Source organism: Streptomyces sp. NPDC094448 (assembly GCF_044763775.1).
Lineage (GTDB): Bacteria > Actinomycetota > Actinomycetes > Streptomycetales > Streptomycetaceae > Streptomyces.
On the sequence record NZ_JBIWGU010000018.1, the window covers coordinates 24,094 to 40,832 of the forward strand.

The 16,739-nt window shown below is 71.6% G+C and carries 16 protein-coding genes; 9 read left to right on the forward strand and 7 right to left on the reverse strand.

Going from position 1 to position 16,739, the window contains the following annotated elements; all coding sequences use genetic code 11:
- Nucleotides 1-41 precede the first annotated feature (41 nt).
- The 3 genes from ACIQ9E_RS28550 (at nucleotide 42) to tyrS (ending at nucleotide 4,510) form a co-directional block, all read left to right on the forward strand.
- A complete protein-coding gene (locus tag ACIQ9E_RS28550) occupies nucleotides 42-1,565 on the forward strand; it encodes a TldD/PmbA family protein (RefSeq protein ID WP_403711872.1) in 1,524 nt (507 codons plus the stop codon).
- Nucleotides 1,566-1,746: 181 nt separating this feature from the next.
- Nucleotides 1,747-3,138 (forward strand): metallopeptidase TldD-related protein, encoded by a 1,392-nt coding sequence (locus ACIQ9E_RS28555; protein ID WP_403711874.1) that lies wholly within the window; start codon nucleotides 1,747-1,749, stop codon nucleotides 3,136-3,138.
- 109 nt (nucleotides 3,139-3,247) lie between these two features.
- Complete coding sequence (tyrS, locus tag ACIQ9E_RS28560; protein WP_403711875.1) at nucleotides 3,248-4,510, forward strand: tyrosine--tRNA ligase; 1,263 nt, start codon at nucleotides 3,248-3,250, stop codon at nucleotides 4,508-4,510.
- A 303-nt stretch (nucleotides 4,511-4,813) separates the two neighbouring features.
- On the opposite strand, the gene ACIQ9E_RS28565 is transcribed toward tyrS, so the two are convergent.
- Nucleotides 4,814-5,089: a GlsB/YeaQ/YmgE family stress response membrane protein gene (locus ACIQ9E_RS28565; RefSeq protein WP_403711877.1), complete on the reverse strand. Its 276-nt coding sequence runs from the start codon at nucleotides 5,087-5,089 to the stop codon at nucleotides 4,814-4,816.
- Between the two features lie 183 nt (nucleotides 5,090-5,272).
- On the opposite strand from ACIQ9E_RS28565, the gene ACIQ9E_RS28570 reads away from it, so the two are divergent.
- Both ACIQ9E_RS28570 and ACIQ9E_RS28575 read left to right on the forward strand, forming a co-directional pair.
- Nucleotides 5,273-5,683: a DUF3099 domain-containing protein gene (locus ACIQ9E_RS28570; RefSeq protein ID WP_403711879.1), complete on the forward strand. Its 411-nt coding sequence runs from the start codon at nucleotides 5,273-5,275 to the stop codon at nucleotides 5,681-5,683.
- A gap of 170 nt (nucleotides 5,684-5,853) precedes the next feature.
- On the forward strand, nucleotides 5,854-6,078 hold the full coding sequence (locus ACIQ9E_RS28575; RefSeq protein ID WP_403712025.1) for a hypothetical protein: 225 nt from the start codon (nucleotides 5,854-5,856) through the stop codon (nucleotides 6,076-6,078).
- Between the two features lie 5 nt (nucleotides 6,079-6,083).
- Here ACIQ9E_RS28575 and moaA read toward each other — a convergent pair whose 3' ends face one another.
- The 3 genes from moaA to ACIQ9E_RS28590 form a co-directional block, all read right to left on the reverse strand.
- A complete protein-coding gene (gene moaA, locus ACIQ9E_RS28580) occupies nucleotides 6,084-7,073 on the reverse strand; it encodes a GTP 3',8-cyclase MoaA (protein WP_403711881.1) in 990 nt (329 codons plus the stop codon).
- A 275-nt stretch (nucleotides 7,074-7,348) separates the two neighbouring features.
- A complete protein-coding gene (locus ACIQ9E_RS28585; RefSeq protein ID WP_366260052.1) occupies nucleotides 7,349-8,980 on the reverse strand; it encodes a cation acetate symporter in 1,632 nt (543 codons plus the stop codon).
- Nucleotides 8,977-9,342: a DUF485 domain-containing protein gene (locus ACIQ9E_RS28590; RefSeq protein ID WP_403711883.1), complete on the reverse strand. Its 366-nt coding sequence runs from the start codon at nucleotides 9,340-9,342 to the stop codon at nucleotides 8,977-8,979. The genes ACIQ9E_RS28585 and ACIQ9E_RS28590 overlap by 4 nt, the downstream gene beginning before the upstream one ends.
- A 313-nt stretch (nucleotides 9,343-9,655) precedes the next feature.
- Here ACIQ9E_RS28590 and ACIQ9E_RS28595 point away from each other — a divergent pair, with 313 nt between their 5' ends.
- The gene (locus ACIQ9E_RS28595) at nucleotides 9,656-11,194 is read left to right on the forward strand and encodes a S8 family peptidase (protein WP_403711885.1); all 1,539 of its coding nucleotides are present in this window, start codon (nucleotides 9,656-9,658) and stop codon (nucleotides 11,192-11,194) included.
- An 81-nt stretch (nucleotides 11,195-11,275) separates the two neighbouring features.
- Here the strand turns inward: ACIQ9E_RS28595 and ACIQ9E_RS28600 are convergent, their stop codons facing one another.
- The 3 genes from ACIQ9E_RS28600 to ACIQ9E_RS28610 form a co-directional block, all read right to left on the reverse strand.
- Nucleotides 11,276-12,010: a lysoplasmalogenase gene (locus ACIQ9E_RS28600; RefSeq protein WP_403711887.1), complete on the reverse strand. Its 735-nt coding sequence runs from the start codon at nucleotides 12,008-12,010 to the stop codon at nucleotides 11,276-11,278.
- Nucleotides 12,007-13,086 carry a sterol desaturase family protein gene (locus ACIQ9E_RS28605; protein WP_403711889.1) on the reverse strand — a complete coding sequence of 360 codons (1,080 nt, stop codon included), beginning with the start codon at nucleotides 13,084-13,086 and terminating at the stop codon, nucleotides 12,007-12,009. The genes ACIQ9E_RS28600 and ACIQ9E_RS28605 overlap by 4 nt, the downstream gene beginning before the upstream one ends.
- Before the next feature lie 145 nt (nucleotides 13,087-13,231).
- Nucleotides 13,232-13,981 (reverse strand): VIT family protein, encoded by a 750-nt coding sequence (locus ACIQ9E_RS28610; RefSeq protein ID WP_403711891.1) that lies wholly within the window; start codon nucleotides 13,979-13,981, stop codon nucleotides 13,232-13,234.
- Between the two features lie 164 nt (nucleotides 13,982-14,145).
- Here ACIQ9E_RS28610 and ACIQ9E_RS28615 point away from each other — a divergent pair, with 164 nt between their 5' ends.
- The 3 genes from ACIQ9E_RS28615 to ACIQ9E_RS28625 all read left to right on the forward strand — a co-directional run bounded on the left by ACIQ9E_RS28615 (nucleotide 14,146) and on the right by ACIQ9E_RS28625 (nucleotide 16,655).
- On the forward strand, nucleotides 14,146-15,201 hold the full coding sequence (locus ACIQ9E_RS28615) for a DEDDh family exonuclease (RefSeq protein ID WP_403711893.1): 1,056 nt from the start codon (nucleotides 14,146-14,148) through the stop codon (nucleotides 15,199-15,201).
- A 54-nt stretch (nucleotides 15,202-15,255) separates the two neighbouring features.
- A complete protein-coding gene (locus ACIQ9E_RS28620; protein WP_146479429.1) occupies nucleotides 15,256-15,489 on the forward strand; it encodes a hypothetical protein in 234 nt (77 codons plus the stop codon).
- Between the two features lie 296 nt (nucleotides 15,490-15,785).
- Complete coding sequence (locus ACIQ9E_RS28625) at nucleotides 15,786-16,655, forward strand: SURF1 family protein (protein ID WP_403711895.1); 870 nt, start codon at nucleotides 15,786-15,788, stop codon at nucleotides 16,653-16,655.
- Nucleotides 16,656-16,739 lie beyond the last annotated feature (84 nt).

Consider the following 16,739-nt stretch of genomic DNA (forward strand, 5'->3'; position numbering starts at 1 on the left):
GGACGAAGGCGGACCGCCGGTCTCGACGACAGGAGACATTGGTGCCTCATTCCATCGACGCGGCGTTCACGGCGCTGCCGCTGCGGGCGCTCGCCGACGCGGCGCTGGCCCGGGCGAGGGCCCTCGGCGCCGATCACGCCGACTTCCGGTTCGAACGGGTCCGCAGTGCCTCCTGGCGGCTGCGGGACGCCCGCCCGGCCGGATCGTCCGACACCACCGACCTCGGGTACGCGGTCCGGGTGGTGCACGGCGGTGCCTGGGGCTTCGCCTCCGGGGTCGACCTGACCATGGACGCGGCGGCCCGGGTGGCGGGGCAGGCGGTGGCGATGGCGAAGCTGTCGGCGCGGGTGATCGCGGCCGCGGGTTCGGACGAGCGGGTGGAGCTGGCCGACGAGCCGGTGCACGAGGACCGGAGCTGGGTCTCGTCGTACGAGATCAACCCCTTCGACGTGCCGGACGCGGAGAAGGCCGCGCTGCTGGCCGAGCGGAGCGCGCGGCTGCTCGCGGCGGACGGGGTCGCGCATGTCGACGCGTCGCTGCTGACCGTGCAGGAGAACAAGTTCTACGCGGACACCGCGGGGACCGTCACCACCCAGCAGCGGGTCCGGCTCCATCCCGAGTTCACGGCGGTCGCGGTGAACGGGTCGTCCGGCGAGTTCGACTCGATGCGGACGATCGCGCCACCGGCGGGCCGGGGCTGGGAGTATCTGACCGGCACCGGCTGGGACTGGGAGTCGGAGCTGGAGCGGATCCCGGAGCTGCTGGCGGAGAAGATGCGGGCGCCAGGTGTCGAGGCGGGCCGCTACGACCTGGTCGTCGACCCCTCCAACCTCTGGCTGACCATCCACGAGTCGATCGGTCACGCCACCGAGCTGGACCGGGCGCTGGGCTACGAGGCGGCGTACGCGGGCACCTCGTTCGCCACCTTCGACCAGCTGGGGAAGCTGGAGTACGGCTCCTCGGTGATGAACGTGACCGGCGACCGTACCGCGGAGCACGGACTGGCGACGGTCGGGTACGACGACGAGGGCGTCGCGGCCCAGTCCTGGGATCTGATCAGGAACGGCAGGCTGGTGGGCTACCAGCTCGACCGGCGGATCGCGAAGCTGACCGGTCTCGGCCGGTCGAACGGCTGCGCGTACGCGGACTCCCCCGCCCACGTACCGGTGCAGCGGATGGCGAACGTCTCCCTCCAGCCGGCGCCGGGCGGGCTTTCCACGGAGGACCTGATCGGGGGCGTCGAGCGGGGGATCTACGTGGTCGGGGACCGCTCCTGGTCCATCGACATGCAGCGGTACAACTTCCAGTTCACGGGGCAGCGGTTCTTCCGCATCGAGAACGGGCGGCTGGCGGGGCAGCTGCGGGATGTGGCGTACCAGGCCACGACCACCGAGTTCTGGGGGTCGATGGAGCAGGTCGGCGGCCCGCAGACCTATGTGCTGGGCGGCGCCTTCAACTGCGGCAAGGCGCAGCCGGGCCAGGTGGCGGCGGTCTCCCACGGCTGTCCGTCGGCGCTGTTCCGCGGCGTCAACATCTTGAACACCACGCAGGAGGCCGGCCGGTGACGGGGCAGGCCGAGCACCAACTCCGCCGGGGGTCCGAGGGGGCGCCCCGCGGGTCGGCACAGTCCGAACACCACGCAGGAGGCCGGCCGGTGACGGGGCAGGCCGAGCACCAACTCCGCCGGGGGTCCGAGGGGCGCCACCCCGGCCCGCACAGTCCGAACACCACGCAGGAGGCCGGGCGATGAGCCGTACCACCAAACCGCACGAGATCGTCGAGCGGGCGCTGGAGCTGTCCACCGCCGACGGCTGTGTCGTCATCGCGGACGAGCATTCCTCCGCGAATCTGCGGTGGGCCGCGAACGCTCTCACCACCAACGGGGTCACCCGGGGCCGGAGCCTCACGGTCGTCGCGACCGTGGACGGCGCCGAGGGCACCGCTTCGGGGGTGGTGTCCCGGTCGGCCGTCACCGACGCCGATCTGGAGCCGCTGGTACGGGCGGCGGAGGCGGCCGCCCGGTCCGCCGGGCCCGCCGAGGATGCCCAGCCGCTGGTGCCGGGCCGGGCCGCCGATCCGGCGTTCACCGAGGGGCCCGCCGAGACCTCGTCCGCCGTCTTCGAACGGTTCGCCCCGGCGCTGGGCGAGTCGTTCGCCCGTGCGCGGGCGGGCGGCCGGGAGCTGTACGGCTTCGCGAACCACGAGCTGACCTCGACCTATCTCGGCACCTCGACCGGGCTGCGGCTCCGGCACGACCAGCCGAACGGAACGCTGGAGCTGAACGCCAAATCCCCCGACCGGACCCGGTCGGCCTGGGCCGGACGGGCCACCCGTGATTTCACGGATGTGGACCCGGCCGCGCTCGACGAGGAGCTGGCGGGGCGGCTGGCCTGGGCCGGGCGGCGGATCGAGCTGCCCGCCGGGCGGTACGAGACGCTGCTGCCGCCCACGGCCGTCGCGGATCTCCTGATCTACCAGTCGTGGTCGTCGGCGGCCCGGGACGCGGCCGAGGGCCGTACCGTCTTCTCCAGGCCCGGCGGCGGCACCCGGCTGGGCGAGAAGCTGGCCTCGCTGCCGCTGACCCTGCGCAGCGACCCCAACGAGCCGGGCCTTGAGTCGTCACCGTTCGTGATCGCCCACTCCTCGGGCGACGACGCGTCGGTCTTCGACAACGGATTGCCGATCGCGCCCGTCGACTGGATCAGGTCCGGCACCCTGGAGCATCTGGTCACCACCCGGCACAGCGCCGGGCTGACCGGGCTGCCGGTGGCACCGGGCGCGGGCAATCTGATCCTCGACGGCGGCGGGGACCGTTCGCTCGCGGAGATGGTCGCGGGCACCGAGCGCGGGCTGCTGCTGACCTGCCTCTGGTACATCCGCGAGGTCGATCCGGCGACCCTGCTGCTGACCGGTCTGACCAGGGACGGGGTCTATCTGGTCGAGAACGGTGAGGTGGTGGGCGAGGTGAACAACTTCCGGTTCAACGAATCGCCCGTCGATCTGCTGTCCCGGGCCGTGGAGGCGGGCCGCACCGAGCGGACGCTGCCGCGGGAATGGGGCGACTGGTTCACCCGGGCCGCGATGCCCGCGCTGCGGGTCCCCGATTTCCATATGAGTTCGGTCAGCGCGGGCGTATAACCTCGAAGGGGCGGCGGCACACGCCCGCAGCGTGTGCGGGCCGCCTACCCGGCCCGTCCCCGCAACCGCGTATGACGGGCATCACATCCAGCAAGGAGACACGAGAGTCGTGACGGATATCGTCGACGAACTGCAGTGGCGGGGGCTGATCGCCCTCTCCACTGACGAGGACGCATTGCGCAAGGCGTTCGCGGACGGTCCCGTCACGTTCTATTGCGGCTTCGACCCGACCGCGCCCAGTCTCCACCTGGGCAATCTGGTCCAGATCCTCACCATGCGCCGTATCCAGCAGGCGGGCCACCGCCCGCTGGGTCTGGTCGGCGGGGCGACGGGTCTGATCGGCGACCCCAAGCCGACGGCGGAGCGGACGCTCAACGACCCGGAGACCGTCGCGGCCTGGGTCGGCCGGCTCCGCGGCCAGATCGAGCGGTTCCTCGACTTCGAGGGCCCGTACGCGGCCACCATGGTCAACAACCTGGACTGGACGCAGGGCCTGTCGGCGATCGGGTTCCTCCGTGACGTGGGCAAGTACTTCCGGGTGAACAAGATGATCGCCAAGGAGGCGGTCGCCCGGCGGCTGAACTCCGACGCGGGCATCAGCTACACCGAGTTCAGCTACCAGATCCTCCAGGGGATGGACTTCCTGGAGCTGTACCGGCGCCATGGCTGTGTGCTCCAGACCGGCGGCAGCGACCAGTGGGGCAATCTGACCGCGGGCACGGACCTCATCCACCGGGTCGAGCCGGAGGCCCGGGTGCACGCCCTGGCCACCCCGCTGATCACCAAGGCCGACGGCACCAAGTTCGGCAAGACGGAGTCGGGCACGGTCTGGCTGGACCCGGAGCGGACCAGCCCGTACGCCTTCTACCAGTTCTGGCTGAACGCGGACGACCGCGATGTCCCGAAGTTCCTCCGGATCTTCAGCTTCCGCTCCCGGGCGGACATCGAGGAGCTGGAGCGGCAGACCGAGGAGCGTCCGCAGGCGCGGGCGGCCCAGCGGGCCCTCGCGGAGGAGCTGACGACCCTGGTGCACGGCGCCGACCAGTGCGCGGCGGCCGTGAACGCGTCGAAGGCGCTGTTCGGGCAGGGCGAACTGGGTGAACTGGACGAGGCGACGCTGCGCGCCGCGCTGGCGGAGCTGCCGCAGGCGCGGATCGCGGAGCCGGGTGCCGTGGTCGACCTCTTCGCCGAGGTCGGTCTGGTCGCCAGCAAGTCGGCGGCGCGCCGGACCGTGAAGGAGGGCGGGGCCTACGTGAACAACGTGAAGGTCACGGCCGAGGACGCGGTCGTCTCGCGGGACGAGCTGCTGCACGGCCGCTGGCTGGTGCTGCGCCGGGGCAAGAAGAACCTGGCCGCGGTCGAGATCGGCTGACGCACCGCTGCTCCGCGGGGTCTCGGCCGACGGTGCCGGGCCCCGGGGCGGATGCCGTCGGCCGGCTCCGCCGCAGGCGAGGCCCGCAGTCCGGGCCGAGCCCGGGGTCGCGGGACCGCGGCCCCGGGCTCGGCCCGGACTTGCGCGGCCCGCGCTGCCGGTCCTTCCGGCGGAACGACCGGGACGGCACCGCACCGGTGTATCGGTGCGGTGCCGTCCCGGTCGTTGTCGTTGTCGTTGTCGGGTGTCGAATCCGTACGCACGGTGGGGCGGCACCCCGTCCTCCGTACGGTCGGCCGACGGTCAGGTCCTCTGTTTGCTGCCCTTCATCGCCACCCAGGCGCGGTCGCCCAGGAAGACGAGGATGACGGCGGCCACCAGCTGGAAAGCATGGCGGCTCCAGTCGATACCGGAGGTTTCCGCGACTCCGAGTCCGGCCGCGATCCAGTTGCCGATCACGGCGCCACCGATGCCGCAGATGGTGGCGAGCCACCAGGGGAGGTGCTGCTTGCCGGGCAGGATCAGCTTGGCCAGCAGACCCAGCACGAATCCCACGATGATCGCCCACAACCAGCCCATGGCTGCCTCCTCGTCAGGCTCTGCGTGAGCAGGTACGCCGCCCATTCTGGGCCTTTCCACCACATGGCGCATGTCGGGCAATATCCGTGCTTCCCCCGGTGGCACGCCGGCCGGGGGCCCGGCGTACCGTGGTGGACGGCGGAACCGGGGAGCGTTCCGCGGACGATCGGGCGGTGGAACGCGATGCGGCGGAGCGTGGGTACGGAGGTCTTCCGGATCACCGGGGCCCGACAGGGTCTGGCCGAGGACGTCCGGGGGCGGCAGCGCCGCTATGTGATCTCCATGGTGGTGCGGACGGTGTCGTTCGTGGCGGCCGCCGTGCTCTGGAACGTCGAACGTCCGGTGGCGGTCGTCGCCATCGTGCTCGGGATGCTGCTGCCCTATGTCGCGGTGGTGATCGCCAACGCGGGCCGGGAGCGGCCCCCGTCCCTGCCCTCGACCTTTGTTCCGGTGACCACCCGGCCGGTGCTCGCGGCCGCCGCGCCGATGCCGGAGAGCGCCACGGAGCCCCCGAACCACCCAGACCACGCACACCACGCAGGTCACGCGGAAGCCGCAGACCACGCCGGAGAAGGGCGCGACAGCGGCCGGTAAAACATCGGATCAATAGTTCAAGTTCCGGTGCCCGGCGGCGTGTTGCCCATGGCATACTGCCTACGCGCTCCGCATCCCCCGTCGGGGCGACAGACCGACGCCGGGCAGCTCCCCCCGTGGCTGCCCGGCGTCCGCTGTGTGTGGACAATGAACCGGTGCTTATCGACCCGGTGAACGAAGAGAACCCGATCTGCTCGGCCAAGGGCTGCCGTACGGCGGCGGTGTGGGTGCTGGCCTGGAACAATCCGAAGCTGCATACCCCCGAGCGCCGTAAGACCTGGCTGGCCTGCGAGGAACACCGCGAGCATCTGTCGCAGTTCCTCGGCGTCCGCGGTTTCCTCAAGGAGGTCGTGACGCTGGAGGAGTGGCACTCCCGGCCCGGTGCAAAGGACTGACGGCGTCAGCCGCCGATGGCCGACATGGGGCGCTCGGGCTGGAGAAAAGCCGGGTCGTCGAGGCCCGACCCCGCCTTCTTGCCCAGCGTCGCCCGCCGCCAGAGGCCGGCTATCTCCTCGTCCGGCCGGCCGGAGCGCAGGGCGGTGCGCAGATCTGATTCCTCCCGCGCGAAGAGGCAGGTCCGCACCTGCCCGTCGGCGGTGAGCCGGGTGCGGTCGCAGTCGGCGCAGAAGGGCCGGGTGACCGAGGCGATCACTCCCACGCGGTGCGGTCCGCCGTCGACGGTCCAGCGTTCGGCGGGGGCCGCGCCGCGTTCGCCGGGCTGTTCGGGGGTGAGGTCGAAGCGGGTGCGCAGGGAGTCCAGGATGGCCCCGGCGGTGACCATGCCGTCGCGCTTCCAGCCGTGCTGGGCGTCGAGCGGCATCTGCTCGATGAAGCGCAACTCGTACCCCTGCTCGACGGCCCAGGCCAGCAGGGCGGGGGCCTCGTCGTCGTTGATCCCGGGCATCAGGACGGCATTGACCTTGACCGGGGTGAGTCCGGCGGCGCGGGCCGCGGCCAGCCCGTCGATGACATCGCGGTGGCGGTCGCGGCGGGTGAGGGTCCGGAAGACCTCGGGCCGCAGGGTGTCCAGGGAGACATTGACCCGGTCGAGACCGGCGGCCCGGAGTGCGGCGGCGGTACGGCTGAGCCCGATGCCGTTCGTCGTCAGGGAGAGGCGGGGGCGGGGGGTGAGCGCGGCGCACCGCTCGACGATCCCGACGAGACCGGGCCGGAGCAGGGGCTCGCCGCCGGTGAAGCGGACCTCGGTGACACCCAGCCCGGTGACGGCGATCCGGACCAGTCTGACGATCTCGTCGTCGGTGAGCAGCTCGGGCTTGGCGAGCCAGCGGAGCCCCTCTTCGGGCATGCAGTAGGTGCACCGCAGGTTGCACCGGTCGGTCAGCGAGACCCTCAGGTCCGTGGCGATCCGGCCGTAGGTGTCGACGAGCACGGTCGGTCTCCTCCCCCGGCGAGACGAACTTGGCGGACGTGTGCCGGGGGCGCAGGGCTCCCGGTCACCTTCCCGAGCCTACGCCAGGGGTCCGACATGATCGCCGCGGCCGGAGGACGGGCGGGGACCGAGGAGGGCCGGGCGGGGACCGGGCGGGGACCGAGGAGGGCCCGGCGGGGCCGTACCGCTTCGGCGGGATCCGGGGCCGGGAGCCTCGTACGGTCATGGCGCGGTCACGGCCCGCCAGCCGTACGCGGGCTCCCGGCCGCCCGGCTTCAGTGGGCGCCGACGCCGGTCAGGGACTTGACCTCCAGTTCGGCGTATTTTCCGCGGTCGGGCTTCTCCTTCGTCAGGACCGAGCCCAGCCAGCCGAGCAGGAAGCCCAGCGGAATGGAGACCAGTCCGGGGTTCTCCAGCGGGAACCAGTAGAAGTCGGCGTTCTTGAACATCGACGTGGGCTTGCCGGAGACCACCGGCGAGAAGATCACCAGCACGACGGAGGAGATCAGCCCGCCGTAGATGGACCAGAGCGCGCCCTGGGTGGTGAACCGCTTCCAGAACAGGCTGTAGAGGATCGTCGGCAGGTTGGCGGAGGCGGCGACCGCGAAGGCGAGGGCGACGAGTCCGGCGACGTTGAGATCGCGGGCCAGGGCGCCGAGCGCGATGGAGGCGACGCCGATGGCGACGGTCGCCCAGCGGGCCGCCCGTACCTCCTCCTTCTCCGTGGCCTGCCCCTTGCGGATCACATTGGCGTAGATGTCGTGGGCGAAGGACGACGAGGAGGCCAGAGTGAGCCCCGCGACGACGGCGAGGATGGTGGCGAAGGCGACCGCGGAGATCACGGCGAGCAGGATCGCGCCGCCCGCCGAGTCCGTACCGCCGAGATGGAGGGCGAGCAGCGGGGCCGCCGTATTGCCCGCCTTGTTGGATGCGGTGATCTCGGCCTGGCCGACCAGGGCCGCGGCGCCGAAGCCGAGGGCGATGGTCATCAGGTAGAAGCCGCCGATGATGCCGATCGCCCAGAGCACGGACTTACGGGCGGCCTGGGCGGTGGGAACGGTGTAGAAGCGGATGAGGATATGCGGCAGTCCGGCGGTGCCGAGGACCAGGGCGATGCCCAGCGAGATGAAGTCCAGCTTGGAGGTGCCCGTGGCGCCGTACTTGAGGCCGGGCTCCAGGAACGCAGCACCGTGCCCGCTCTTCTCGGCGGCGGTGCCGAGGAGGTCGGAGATGTTGAAGTTGAACTTGAGCAGTACCAGGAAGGTGATGAGCAGGGTTCCGGCGATCAGCAGGACGGCCTTCACCATCTGCACCCAGGTGGTGCCCTTCATCCCGCCGATGGTGACGTACAGGATCATGATGATGCCGACCAGGGCGACGATCAGCACCTTGCCGGTGTCGGTGGTGATGCCGAGGAGCAGGGAGACCAGGACGCCCGCTCCGGCCATCTGGGCGAGCAGATAGAAGATGGACACCACGATGGTGGAGGTGCCCGCGGCGGTGCGGACGGGGCGCTGGCGCATCCGGTAGGCGAGGACGTCGCCCATGGTGAACCGGCCCGAGTTGCGCAGTGGTTCGGCGACCAGCAGCAGGGCGACCAGCCAGGCGACGAGGAAGCCGATGGAGTAGAGGAAGCCGTCGTAGCCGAAGAGGGCGATGGCGCCGGCGATACCGAGGAAGGACGCGGCGGACATGTAGTCGCCGGAGATCGCGAGCCCGTTCTGGAAGCCGGTGAACTGCCGTCCGCCCGCGTAGAAGTCGGCGGCGCTCTTGGTCTGCCGCCCGGCCCAGACGGTGATGATGAGGGTGGCGACCACGAAGAGGCCGAACAGGGTGATGATCAGCGGCCGGTGCTCGGTGGTGGCGTTTTCGGCCGCCAGGGTGAGGGAGTACGGGGAGGGGCTCATGCGTCGGCCTCCATCCGGGCCTTGATGGCCTGGGCCCGCGGGTCCATCACGCGGGCCGCGTGGCGGGCGTACCACCAGGCGATGAGGAAGGTCGTGGCGAACTGGGCGACCCCGAGGACGAGGGCGACGTTGATATTGCCGAAGAGCCGGGTGCCCATGAAGTCGCCCGCGTAGCTCGACAGCAGGACGTACAGCAGGTACCAGGCGACGAAGGCGAAGGTCAGGGGGAAGGCGAAGGAGCGGTAGGAGCGGCGCAGTTCGCCGAACTCCTCACCCTCCTGCACCCTGATGAACTGCTCGGTGGTGGGCGGGCCCGGTTCGGGGCCGGCCGGGCTGAGCGGCGGCGGTGCGTCGGTGGTCACGGAATCTCCTGATGACGCCGGGGTCGTCGAAGGGGACAGGCTGCTCAAAACGGTCCTCGGTTCCAAGGGGTCGGGGGGCGGTTCGATGGTGCTCCACCTCCTGCCCACGGCACGGAGAGCACGCCGGGCAGGTTCAACTTCGGTCGTTTTTCCCTCGGCTCCGAGGATTGCCGGTTCGAACACATTGATGAGGACCAAGATCGGCGCTAGTTTTCACTGGTCATGTACCCGCCTACCGGTACTCCGGGTACCGGGAGGCGGACGGCAGTGTTCCGGCACGTGTTCCGGCACCGATTGATGATGTGGAGAACCCATGGCCCTTCCGGGATCCAGACGACGGCGTGCGACGGCTCTGACCGCGGGGCTGGCGCTGACCGCCACCCTCGGCTTCCTGCCGGCCGGGTCCGCTTCGGCGGCCGACTCGACCGGGGCCGCGGCCGCGGTACCGGCGGTGACCGACGGCCCGAAGCTGTCGTACGTGGTGAACGTGAAGAATGGTTACGGCAATGCCAAGGCGGCCAAGAAGGCGATAGTCGCGGCCGGTGGCACGATCGTGATCGCCTACGACCAGATAGGCGTCATCGTCGTCCACTCGCAGAACCCGGCGTTCGCCCAGACGGTCCGCAAGGCCAAGGGCGTCCAGTCGGCCGGTGCCAGCCGTACCGCTCCCATCGCCCCCGCTCTGGACACCGCGATCGACTCGGAGCGTCCGCTGACGGCCGCGGAGGCCAAGGAGTCGGCCGAGGTCGCCGGTGACGGTCAGGACCCGCTGGAGCCGCTGCAGTGGAGCCTGCCGGCCATCAAGGCGGACCAGGCCCATGAGCGCACTCTGGGCAGCAGGAAGGTCACGGTCGCCGTGATCGACACGGGTGTCGACGACACCCACCCGGACCTGGCGCCGAACTTCGACGTCCGCTCCTCGGCGAACTGCGTCACCGGAAAGCCGGACACCACCCCCGGCTCCTGGCGGCCGGGCCCGACCGAGTCGGACCACGGCACCCATGTCGCGGGCACCGTCGCCGCCGCGAAGAACGGCGTCGGCGTCACGGGTGTCGCGCCGGGCGTGAAGGTCTCCGGTATCAAGGTGTCCAACCCGGACGGCTTCTTCTACACCGAGTCCGTGGTCTGCGGCTTCATCTGGGCCGCGGAGAACGGCGCCCAGATCACCAACAACAGCTACTACATCGACCCGTGGCTGTTCAACTGCAAGGACGACCCGGACCAGGGTGCCCTGGTCGAGGCCGTCACCCGGGCCACCCGCTACGCGGAGCGCCGGGGCACGGTGAACGTGGCCGCCGCCGGCAACTCCCGGATGGACCTGGCCTCCGACAGCCTGACGGACACCACGAGCCCCAACGACACCACGCCGGGCACCCGGGTCATCAACCCGAGTGAGTGCCTGGACATCCCGACCCAGCTTCCGGGGGTCGTGACGGTCTCGTCGCTCGGCGCCAAGGGCCTCAAGTCGTCGTTCTCGAACTACGGCAACGGTGTGGTGGACATCTCCGCGCCCGGCGGTGACTCCACCCGCTTCCAGGCTCCCGACGGCCCGGCGATCGACGGCCGCATCCTGTCGACGCTGCCCGGCGGCAAGTTCGGCTACAAGGCCGGTACGTCGATGGCCTCCCCGCATGTCGCGGGCGTCGCCGCACTCATCAAGTCCAAGTACCCGTGGGCCCCGCCGTCGGTCGTGAAGGCGGTCCTGTCCGGACAGGCCGACGACCGCGCCTGCACCAACCCGTACGACTACAACAACGACGGTGTCGTCGACGCGGTCTGCGAGGGCGACACCCGGAAGAACGGCTTCTACGGCGAGGGCGTCACCGACGCGCTCGACGCGGTGCGCCGCTGACGCGCCGACAGCTAGCGCGGTGACCGTCCGATGACGGCGGAGGGCCGGACGATCCCGTCCGGCCCTCCCTGCTGTCCGGGGCTACCGGCCCGGGGTGCCCGGGGCCGCGTTGCGGCCGGGCGACCCGAGTACACCGAGTACACCGATCGCCAGCAGCAGCTGCCCCGCACTGTAGATCAGCATGATCCAGAAGTCGGGCTCCGGAAGCTGCGGCCAGCCGGCGATCCCGGCGGCGATGACCAGGTCCGAGACGAGGAAGAGGGCACCGCCGAGACCGGCGAGCGGGCCGAGGGCCGTCGACTGCCGGGCCATGACCGTCAGCAGGGCCGCGTAGCCGGCGACGGGGACACGCAGTTCGGCCGGGAGACCCGGCCAGAGCAGCGCCACGAGGACGACGAGGGCGGTGCCGTAGACGGGTCCGGTCCACCGCGGGGGCGCGGCGCCGCCGCGGACGGCGGCGAAGAGCGCGAGATAGCAGACGTGTCCCACGGCGAAGGAGCCCATACCGACGAGGAAGGCCCAGTCCGCTCCGGAGAGCAGGAACACGTCCCCGCCCCAGCCGAAGAGCAGCGCCGCCACCAGCAGCCTCGGGCCGCCGCGTACCACGACGAAGGCGGCGATCAGCGGCATCAGCAGCGGTTTGGCGATCCGGTGGCCCGTCTCGGCCTCGGCGACGAGTGACCCGAGGTCGGTCAGGAGCGCCAGTCCGAAGGCGGCGAGCAGCACCTTGGCGGCGAGCGCGGCCCGTGCGGTCGGGGCGGTCGGGGCGGTCGGAGCGGTCGGCGTGGTCGGCACGGGGTGCTGATCGGTGGTCACGCGGCACGTCCTGCGGGGGTCTCGGGGGCCGGGGCGGGCGGATGGGGGTCCGGTGGAGTGGTCTGCGGTACGGGCTCCGCCGTACGGCCGGGTACGGAATCGGGTACGGGTACGGGCTGCGCGGGTACGGGTACGGCCTCCGGCCCGGCCGCGGGCGGTGCCGGAGCTTCCGGCGGTACGGGCGGGGGCTCCAGGGTCTCCGGTGCCGAAGCGGCCAGCGGTAGGGGCGGGGGCGGTGCGGCCGGTGGTGCGGGCTGCCAGCCCGGGCCCCGCAGCAGCCGGTTCGCGCCCTCGCGCCACGAGGCCGCCGCCCGCAGATCGCGGGCGATGGCCGCGTACTCGTGCGTGGCCACCAGCAGGGCGTTGTAGGTGTCGATGTTCTTGGTCAGCCCGTAGACGGGCCGTTCGGTCTCGGCCGTGAAGGAGCCGAAGAGCCGGTCCCAGAGGATGAGGATGCCGCCGAAGTTGCGGTCCAGATAGCTCCCCTGGGACGCATGGTGGACCCGGTGGTGCGAAGGCGTGTTCAGTACGTACTCGAAGGGCCGCGGCAGTCTGCCGATCCGCTCCGTGTGGACCCAGAACTGGTAGACGAGATTGACCGACGAGCAGAACGCCACCGCCGCCGGGTGCACCCCGAGGGCGACCATCGGCAGATAGAACGGCCAGACCGTCCAGGTGGTCCACGGCTGGCGCAGCGCGGTGGTCAGGTTGAACTTCCGGCTGGAGTGGTGGACCACATGGCAGGCCCAGAGGATCCGCACCACGTGGTGGCCGCGGTGGGACCAGTAGTAGAGGAAGTCCTGGGCGAGCAGCATCAGCGGAAGGGTCCACCACAGCACCGGGACGCGCGCCGGGGTCAGCTCGTACACCGCCGTGTAGACCGCGACGATCGGGATCTTCCAGAGGAGGTCGAAGGCGATGCTGCCGAGGCCCATGCTCACGCTGGTGACCGCGTCCCGGGTGTCGTAGCCGGCGGCGCCCTCGTCGGGGCGGAGCCGGTAGCTCACCAGTTCCACGGCCGTGAGCAGTACGAAGGCCGGTATCGACCACAGCACGACATCGGGCAGGTTCGGCATGGGTGCACCGTAAGTGCGGTTAGCGGAGGCGGGCTAGACGGTGTTACCGACAAGTATGCGAGACGGAATGTCAGCAAGTTTTGGTGGGTTCCACCAATCGGGACGCTCCCGGCGGAGGGGCGGCCGTACGTCCGGACCGGACCGGTCAGGCCCCCACCGCGCCGAGCAGCGACCCCGCCGCGTAGGTCACCGCCATCGCCAGCGCCCCTCCGCCCGCGTTCCGGACGATCGCGGTCCCGGGCCGGGCGGCGCCGAGCCGGGCGCTCCACCAGCCGGTGAGGACGAGGGCGGCGAGCACCGAGCCGACCGTCACGGCGAGCCGGACGTCCGCCGCGGGCAGCACGATCGCCAGCAGCGGCAGCAGCGCCCCGGCGGTGAAGGCGAGGAAGCTGGCACCGGCCGCATGCCAGGGGTTGGCCAGTGCGTCCGGGTCGATGCCCAGCTCCACCCGGGCGTGGGCACGCAGCGCATCGCGCTCGGTGAGCTGGACCGCCGCCTCGCGGGCGGTGTCGCGGTCGAGTCCGCGCTCCGTCAGCAGGGCGGTCAGCTCGTCGAGTTCGGCCTCGGGCTCCTCCCGCAGCTCGCGCTTCTCGGCGGCGAGCGCGGCCTTCTCGGAGTCGCGCTGGGTGGAGACGGAGACGTATTCGCCCGCGGCCATGGACATGGACCCGGCCAGCAGTCCGGCCAGTCCCGAGGTGAGCAGCGCCGACCGGTCGCCGGTGGCGCCCGCGACACCGACGACGAGTCCGGCGGTGGAGACGATGCCGTCGTTGGCGCCGAGGACGGCGGCCCGCAGCCAGTTGAGCCGGGGGCCGAGACCGGTGTCGTGGGGCTCGTGATGCGGTCCGGACGGCGGTGGTTCCGGGGCCGCTCCCCCGGTGGTGTCGTACGTCATCCCGGGAGGGTCCCACCCTCCGGGCACCGACAGCCGGACCGACTCGTTCCGGGGGCTGCCCGGACTGAGGGGGCGTAAGGGGCGTACGGGGCAGGCGGATCGGGGTTCGGGCCGCGCCGCAAGAGGAGCGGCGGCAGGAGTGTCGGTGGCGGCCCGTATTCTCTGTGACCATGCTCGACGACAGCGCGGCGACAGCGGAGACCTGGCCCACCGCATACCCAGAGGGGTATGCGGTGGTCGATGTGGAGACCACCGGACTCGCCCGCGACGACCGGATAGTCTCCGCCGCCGTCTACCGGCTGGACGCCCGCGGCGAGGTCGAGGACCAGTGGTACACGCTGGTCAACCCGGAGCGGGATCCAGGACCGGTATGGATCCACGGGCTGACCCGGGAGGTGCTGGCGGGCGCTCCGCTCTTCGCCGAGATCGCCGACGCGTTCGCCGAGCGGCTCGCGGACCGGGTGCTCGTGGCGCACAACGCCCTCTTCGACTGGTCCATGATCGCCCGGGAGTACGCCCGAGCGGGCCGCACCGCGCCGGTGAGCCGAAGGCTGTGCACGATCGCGCTGGCCAAGGAGCTGAGCCTGCCGCTGCCCAACCACAAACTGGAGTCGCTGGCGGCGCACTTCGGCGTCGTCCAGCAGCGCGCCCACCATGCACTGGACGACGCCCGGGTGCTGGCGGAGGCCTTCCGGCCGAGTCTGCGGGCGGCCGCGCGCGACGGAGTGCGGCTGCCGCTGCTGGAGTGCCGCCCGCTCACCGAATGGTCGGACTCCCCGGCCGGCGGCCCGCGCATCGGCCACCAGCCGTCGTACGGGCACCGGCCGCCGGGCGCCGTCTCCTACGGCTCGTACGGCAGCTGGCGGCCGTCCCGGAAACGGCCCGCCTGCCCCCATCCGAACCCCGGCCGGTACGTGGCGGGGCAGCCGCTGAAGCAGGGCATGCGGGTGGCCTTCTCCGGGGACACCTCCGTCGACCGCGAGCTGCTGGAGGACCGGGCCTTCGACGCGGGGCTGCATATCGCGTCGAGCGTCTCCCGGCTGACCAGCCTGCTGGTGACCAACGACCCGGATTCGGTGACCTCCAAGGCGGCCAAGGCGCGGGCCTTCGGCACTCCGGTGCTGGACGAGGCGGCGTTTACCCAGTTGCTGCGGGACGTGGCCCCGGCGGACGGTCCGGCCGGGCCCGGCACCGCGCCGTCCGGGGGCGCAGTCGGGTGACGGCCGGGCGTGCCGCACCCTGATCGGCGGCCCCCGGCCCGCACTCTGTGGGCCATGGCACGTTGCGAGGTCTGCGGTAACGAGTACGGGATGTCCTTCGAGGTGCATGCGCAGGGCGCGGTGCACGTCTTCGACTGCTTCGCCTGCGCGATCCACCGGATGGCGCCGATCTGCGAACACTGCCGGGTGCAGGTCATCGGGCAGGGCGTCGAGGCGGACGGCCACTGGTACTGCGGTGCGCACTGCGCCCGTGCGGAGGGCCGGGTCGGGATCGTCGACCGGGTCTGAACCGGGCGGTACGGCTCCGGCCCCGGGCTCGGGCCCTGTTGTGGACAGAGTCCGGTCGTGCTCGGGACGCAGTCCTGCCGTGGTCTGCCGTGGTCTGCCGTGGTCCGGTCACGATCCGGGGCGTATCCGAGTGGCGTTCGAGTCCCGGTCGCGAGTCCCGGTCGCGTTCGAGTCCTGGTCGCGGCCGCGCTCAGGGCCGTCGGAACGGGCGGCGGGTACGGCCCCGGGCGTTCCCGGGACAGCCCGGAAGGGGCCCCACCGCCGGGCCCGCCGAGTGCGGCAGGTACCGTCGATCCGTGTACCGCTTCCTGTTGACCCGGCAGTGGGTGTGCCTCACCCTCATCGGACTCGTCCTCATCCCCGCGATGATCGAGCTGGGCTTCTGGCAGTTCCATCGCCATGAGCGCCGGGTCGAGCAGAACGCGCTCATCGCGCGGAACCTCGACGCGAAGCCGGTCCCGGTCACCGAGCTGACGTCGCCCGGCCACCGGGTCCCCCGTGCGGACTACTGGCGCGGGGTCGTCGCCACGGGCACCTTCGACACCGCGGGCGAGGTCGTCGTCCGGCGCCGTACCGACGCCGACGAACGCGTCGGGTACCACGTACTGACCCCGCTCGTCCTCGGCGACGGCCGGGTCGTCGTGGTCAACCGCGGCTGGGTGCCGTCGGCCACCGATCCCACGGCCTTCCCCGAGGTGCCCGCCCCGCCTCGGGGCACGGTCACCGTCACCGGCCGGCTCAAGGCCGACGAGACGACGAAGGCCAGCGGTATCAAGGACCTCGCCGGGCTGCCGCCGCGCCAGGTGATGCTGATCAACAGCGAGCAGCAGGCGAAGCTGCTGGGCCGGGAGGTGCTCGGCGGCTATCTGGAGCTGACCGGCCCCGTACCCGCCGGCAATCTGCCCAAGCCGGTCCACTCGCCGGACCACGACTCCATCGGCGCGCATATGGCGTACGCCGTCCAGTGGTGGCTCTTCACCACGGCCGTACCGATCGGATGGGTGATCCTGGTCCGACGCGAGCTGCGCGACCGGCGCGAGGCCGCGGCGAAGGAAGCGGCCGGGACGGCAGGGCCCGCCGGGGGCGCGGACCCCGGGACCACCGGGGCCACCGGGGCCACCGGGGCCACCGGGGCGGAGGAGCCCAAGGAACCCGCGACGGCCTGACCCCCGCCCGCCGCGCGGATCACCCGCCCCTCCCCGCACTCCGCCGCTCCCTCCTGCCCCACGCGCCCCCCGCGCCCGCCTGAT

What these genes read in the sequence shown, in the direction of transcription:
- ACIQ9E_RS28555 (WP_403711874.1), top strand. Translation starts at nt 1,747, where the DNA reads ATGAGCCGTACCACCAAACCGCACGAGATCGTCGAGCGGGCGCTGGAG.
- ACIQ9E_RS28565 (WP_403711877.1), bottom strand. Translation starts at nt 5,089, where the DNA reads ATGGGCTGGTTGTGGGCGATCATCGTGGGATTCGTGCTGGGTCTGCTG.
- ACIQ9E_RS28570 (WP_403711879.1), top strand. Translation starts at nt 5,273, where the DNA reads ATGCGGCGGAGCGTGGGTACGGAGGTCTTCCGGATCACCGGGGCCCGA.
- ACIQ9E_RS28585 (WP_366260052.1), bottom strand. Translation starts at nt 8,980, where the DNA reads ATGAGCCCCTCCCCGTACTCCCTCACCCTGGCGGCCGAAAACGCCACC.
- ACIQ9E_RS28595 (WP_403711885.1), top strand. Translation starts at nt 9,656, where the DNA reads ATGGCCCTTCCGGGATCCAGACGACGGCGTGCGACGGCTCTGACCGCG.
- ACIQ9E_RS28605 (WP_403711889.1), bottom strand. Translation starts at nt 13,086, where the DNA reads ATGCCGAACCTGCCCGATGTCGTGCTGTGGTCGATACCGGCCTTCGTA.
- ACIQ9E_RS28610 (WP_403711891.1), bottom strand. Translation starts at nt 13,981, where the DNA reads ATGACGTACGACACCACCGGGGGAGCGGCCCCGGAACCACCGCCGTCC.
- ACIQ9E_RS28620 (WP_146479429.1), top strand. Translation starts at nt 15,256, where the DNA reads ATGGCACGTTGCGAGGTCTGCGGTAACGAGTACGGGATGTCCTTCGAG.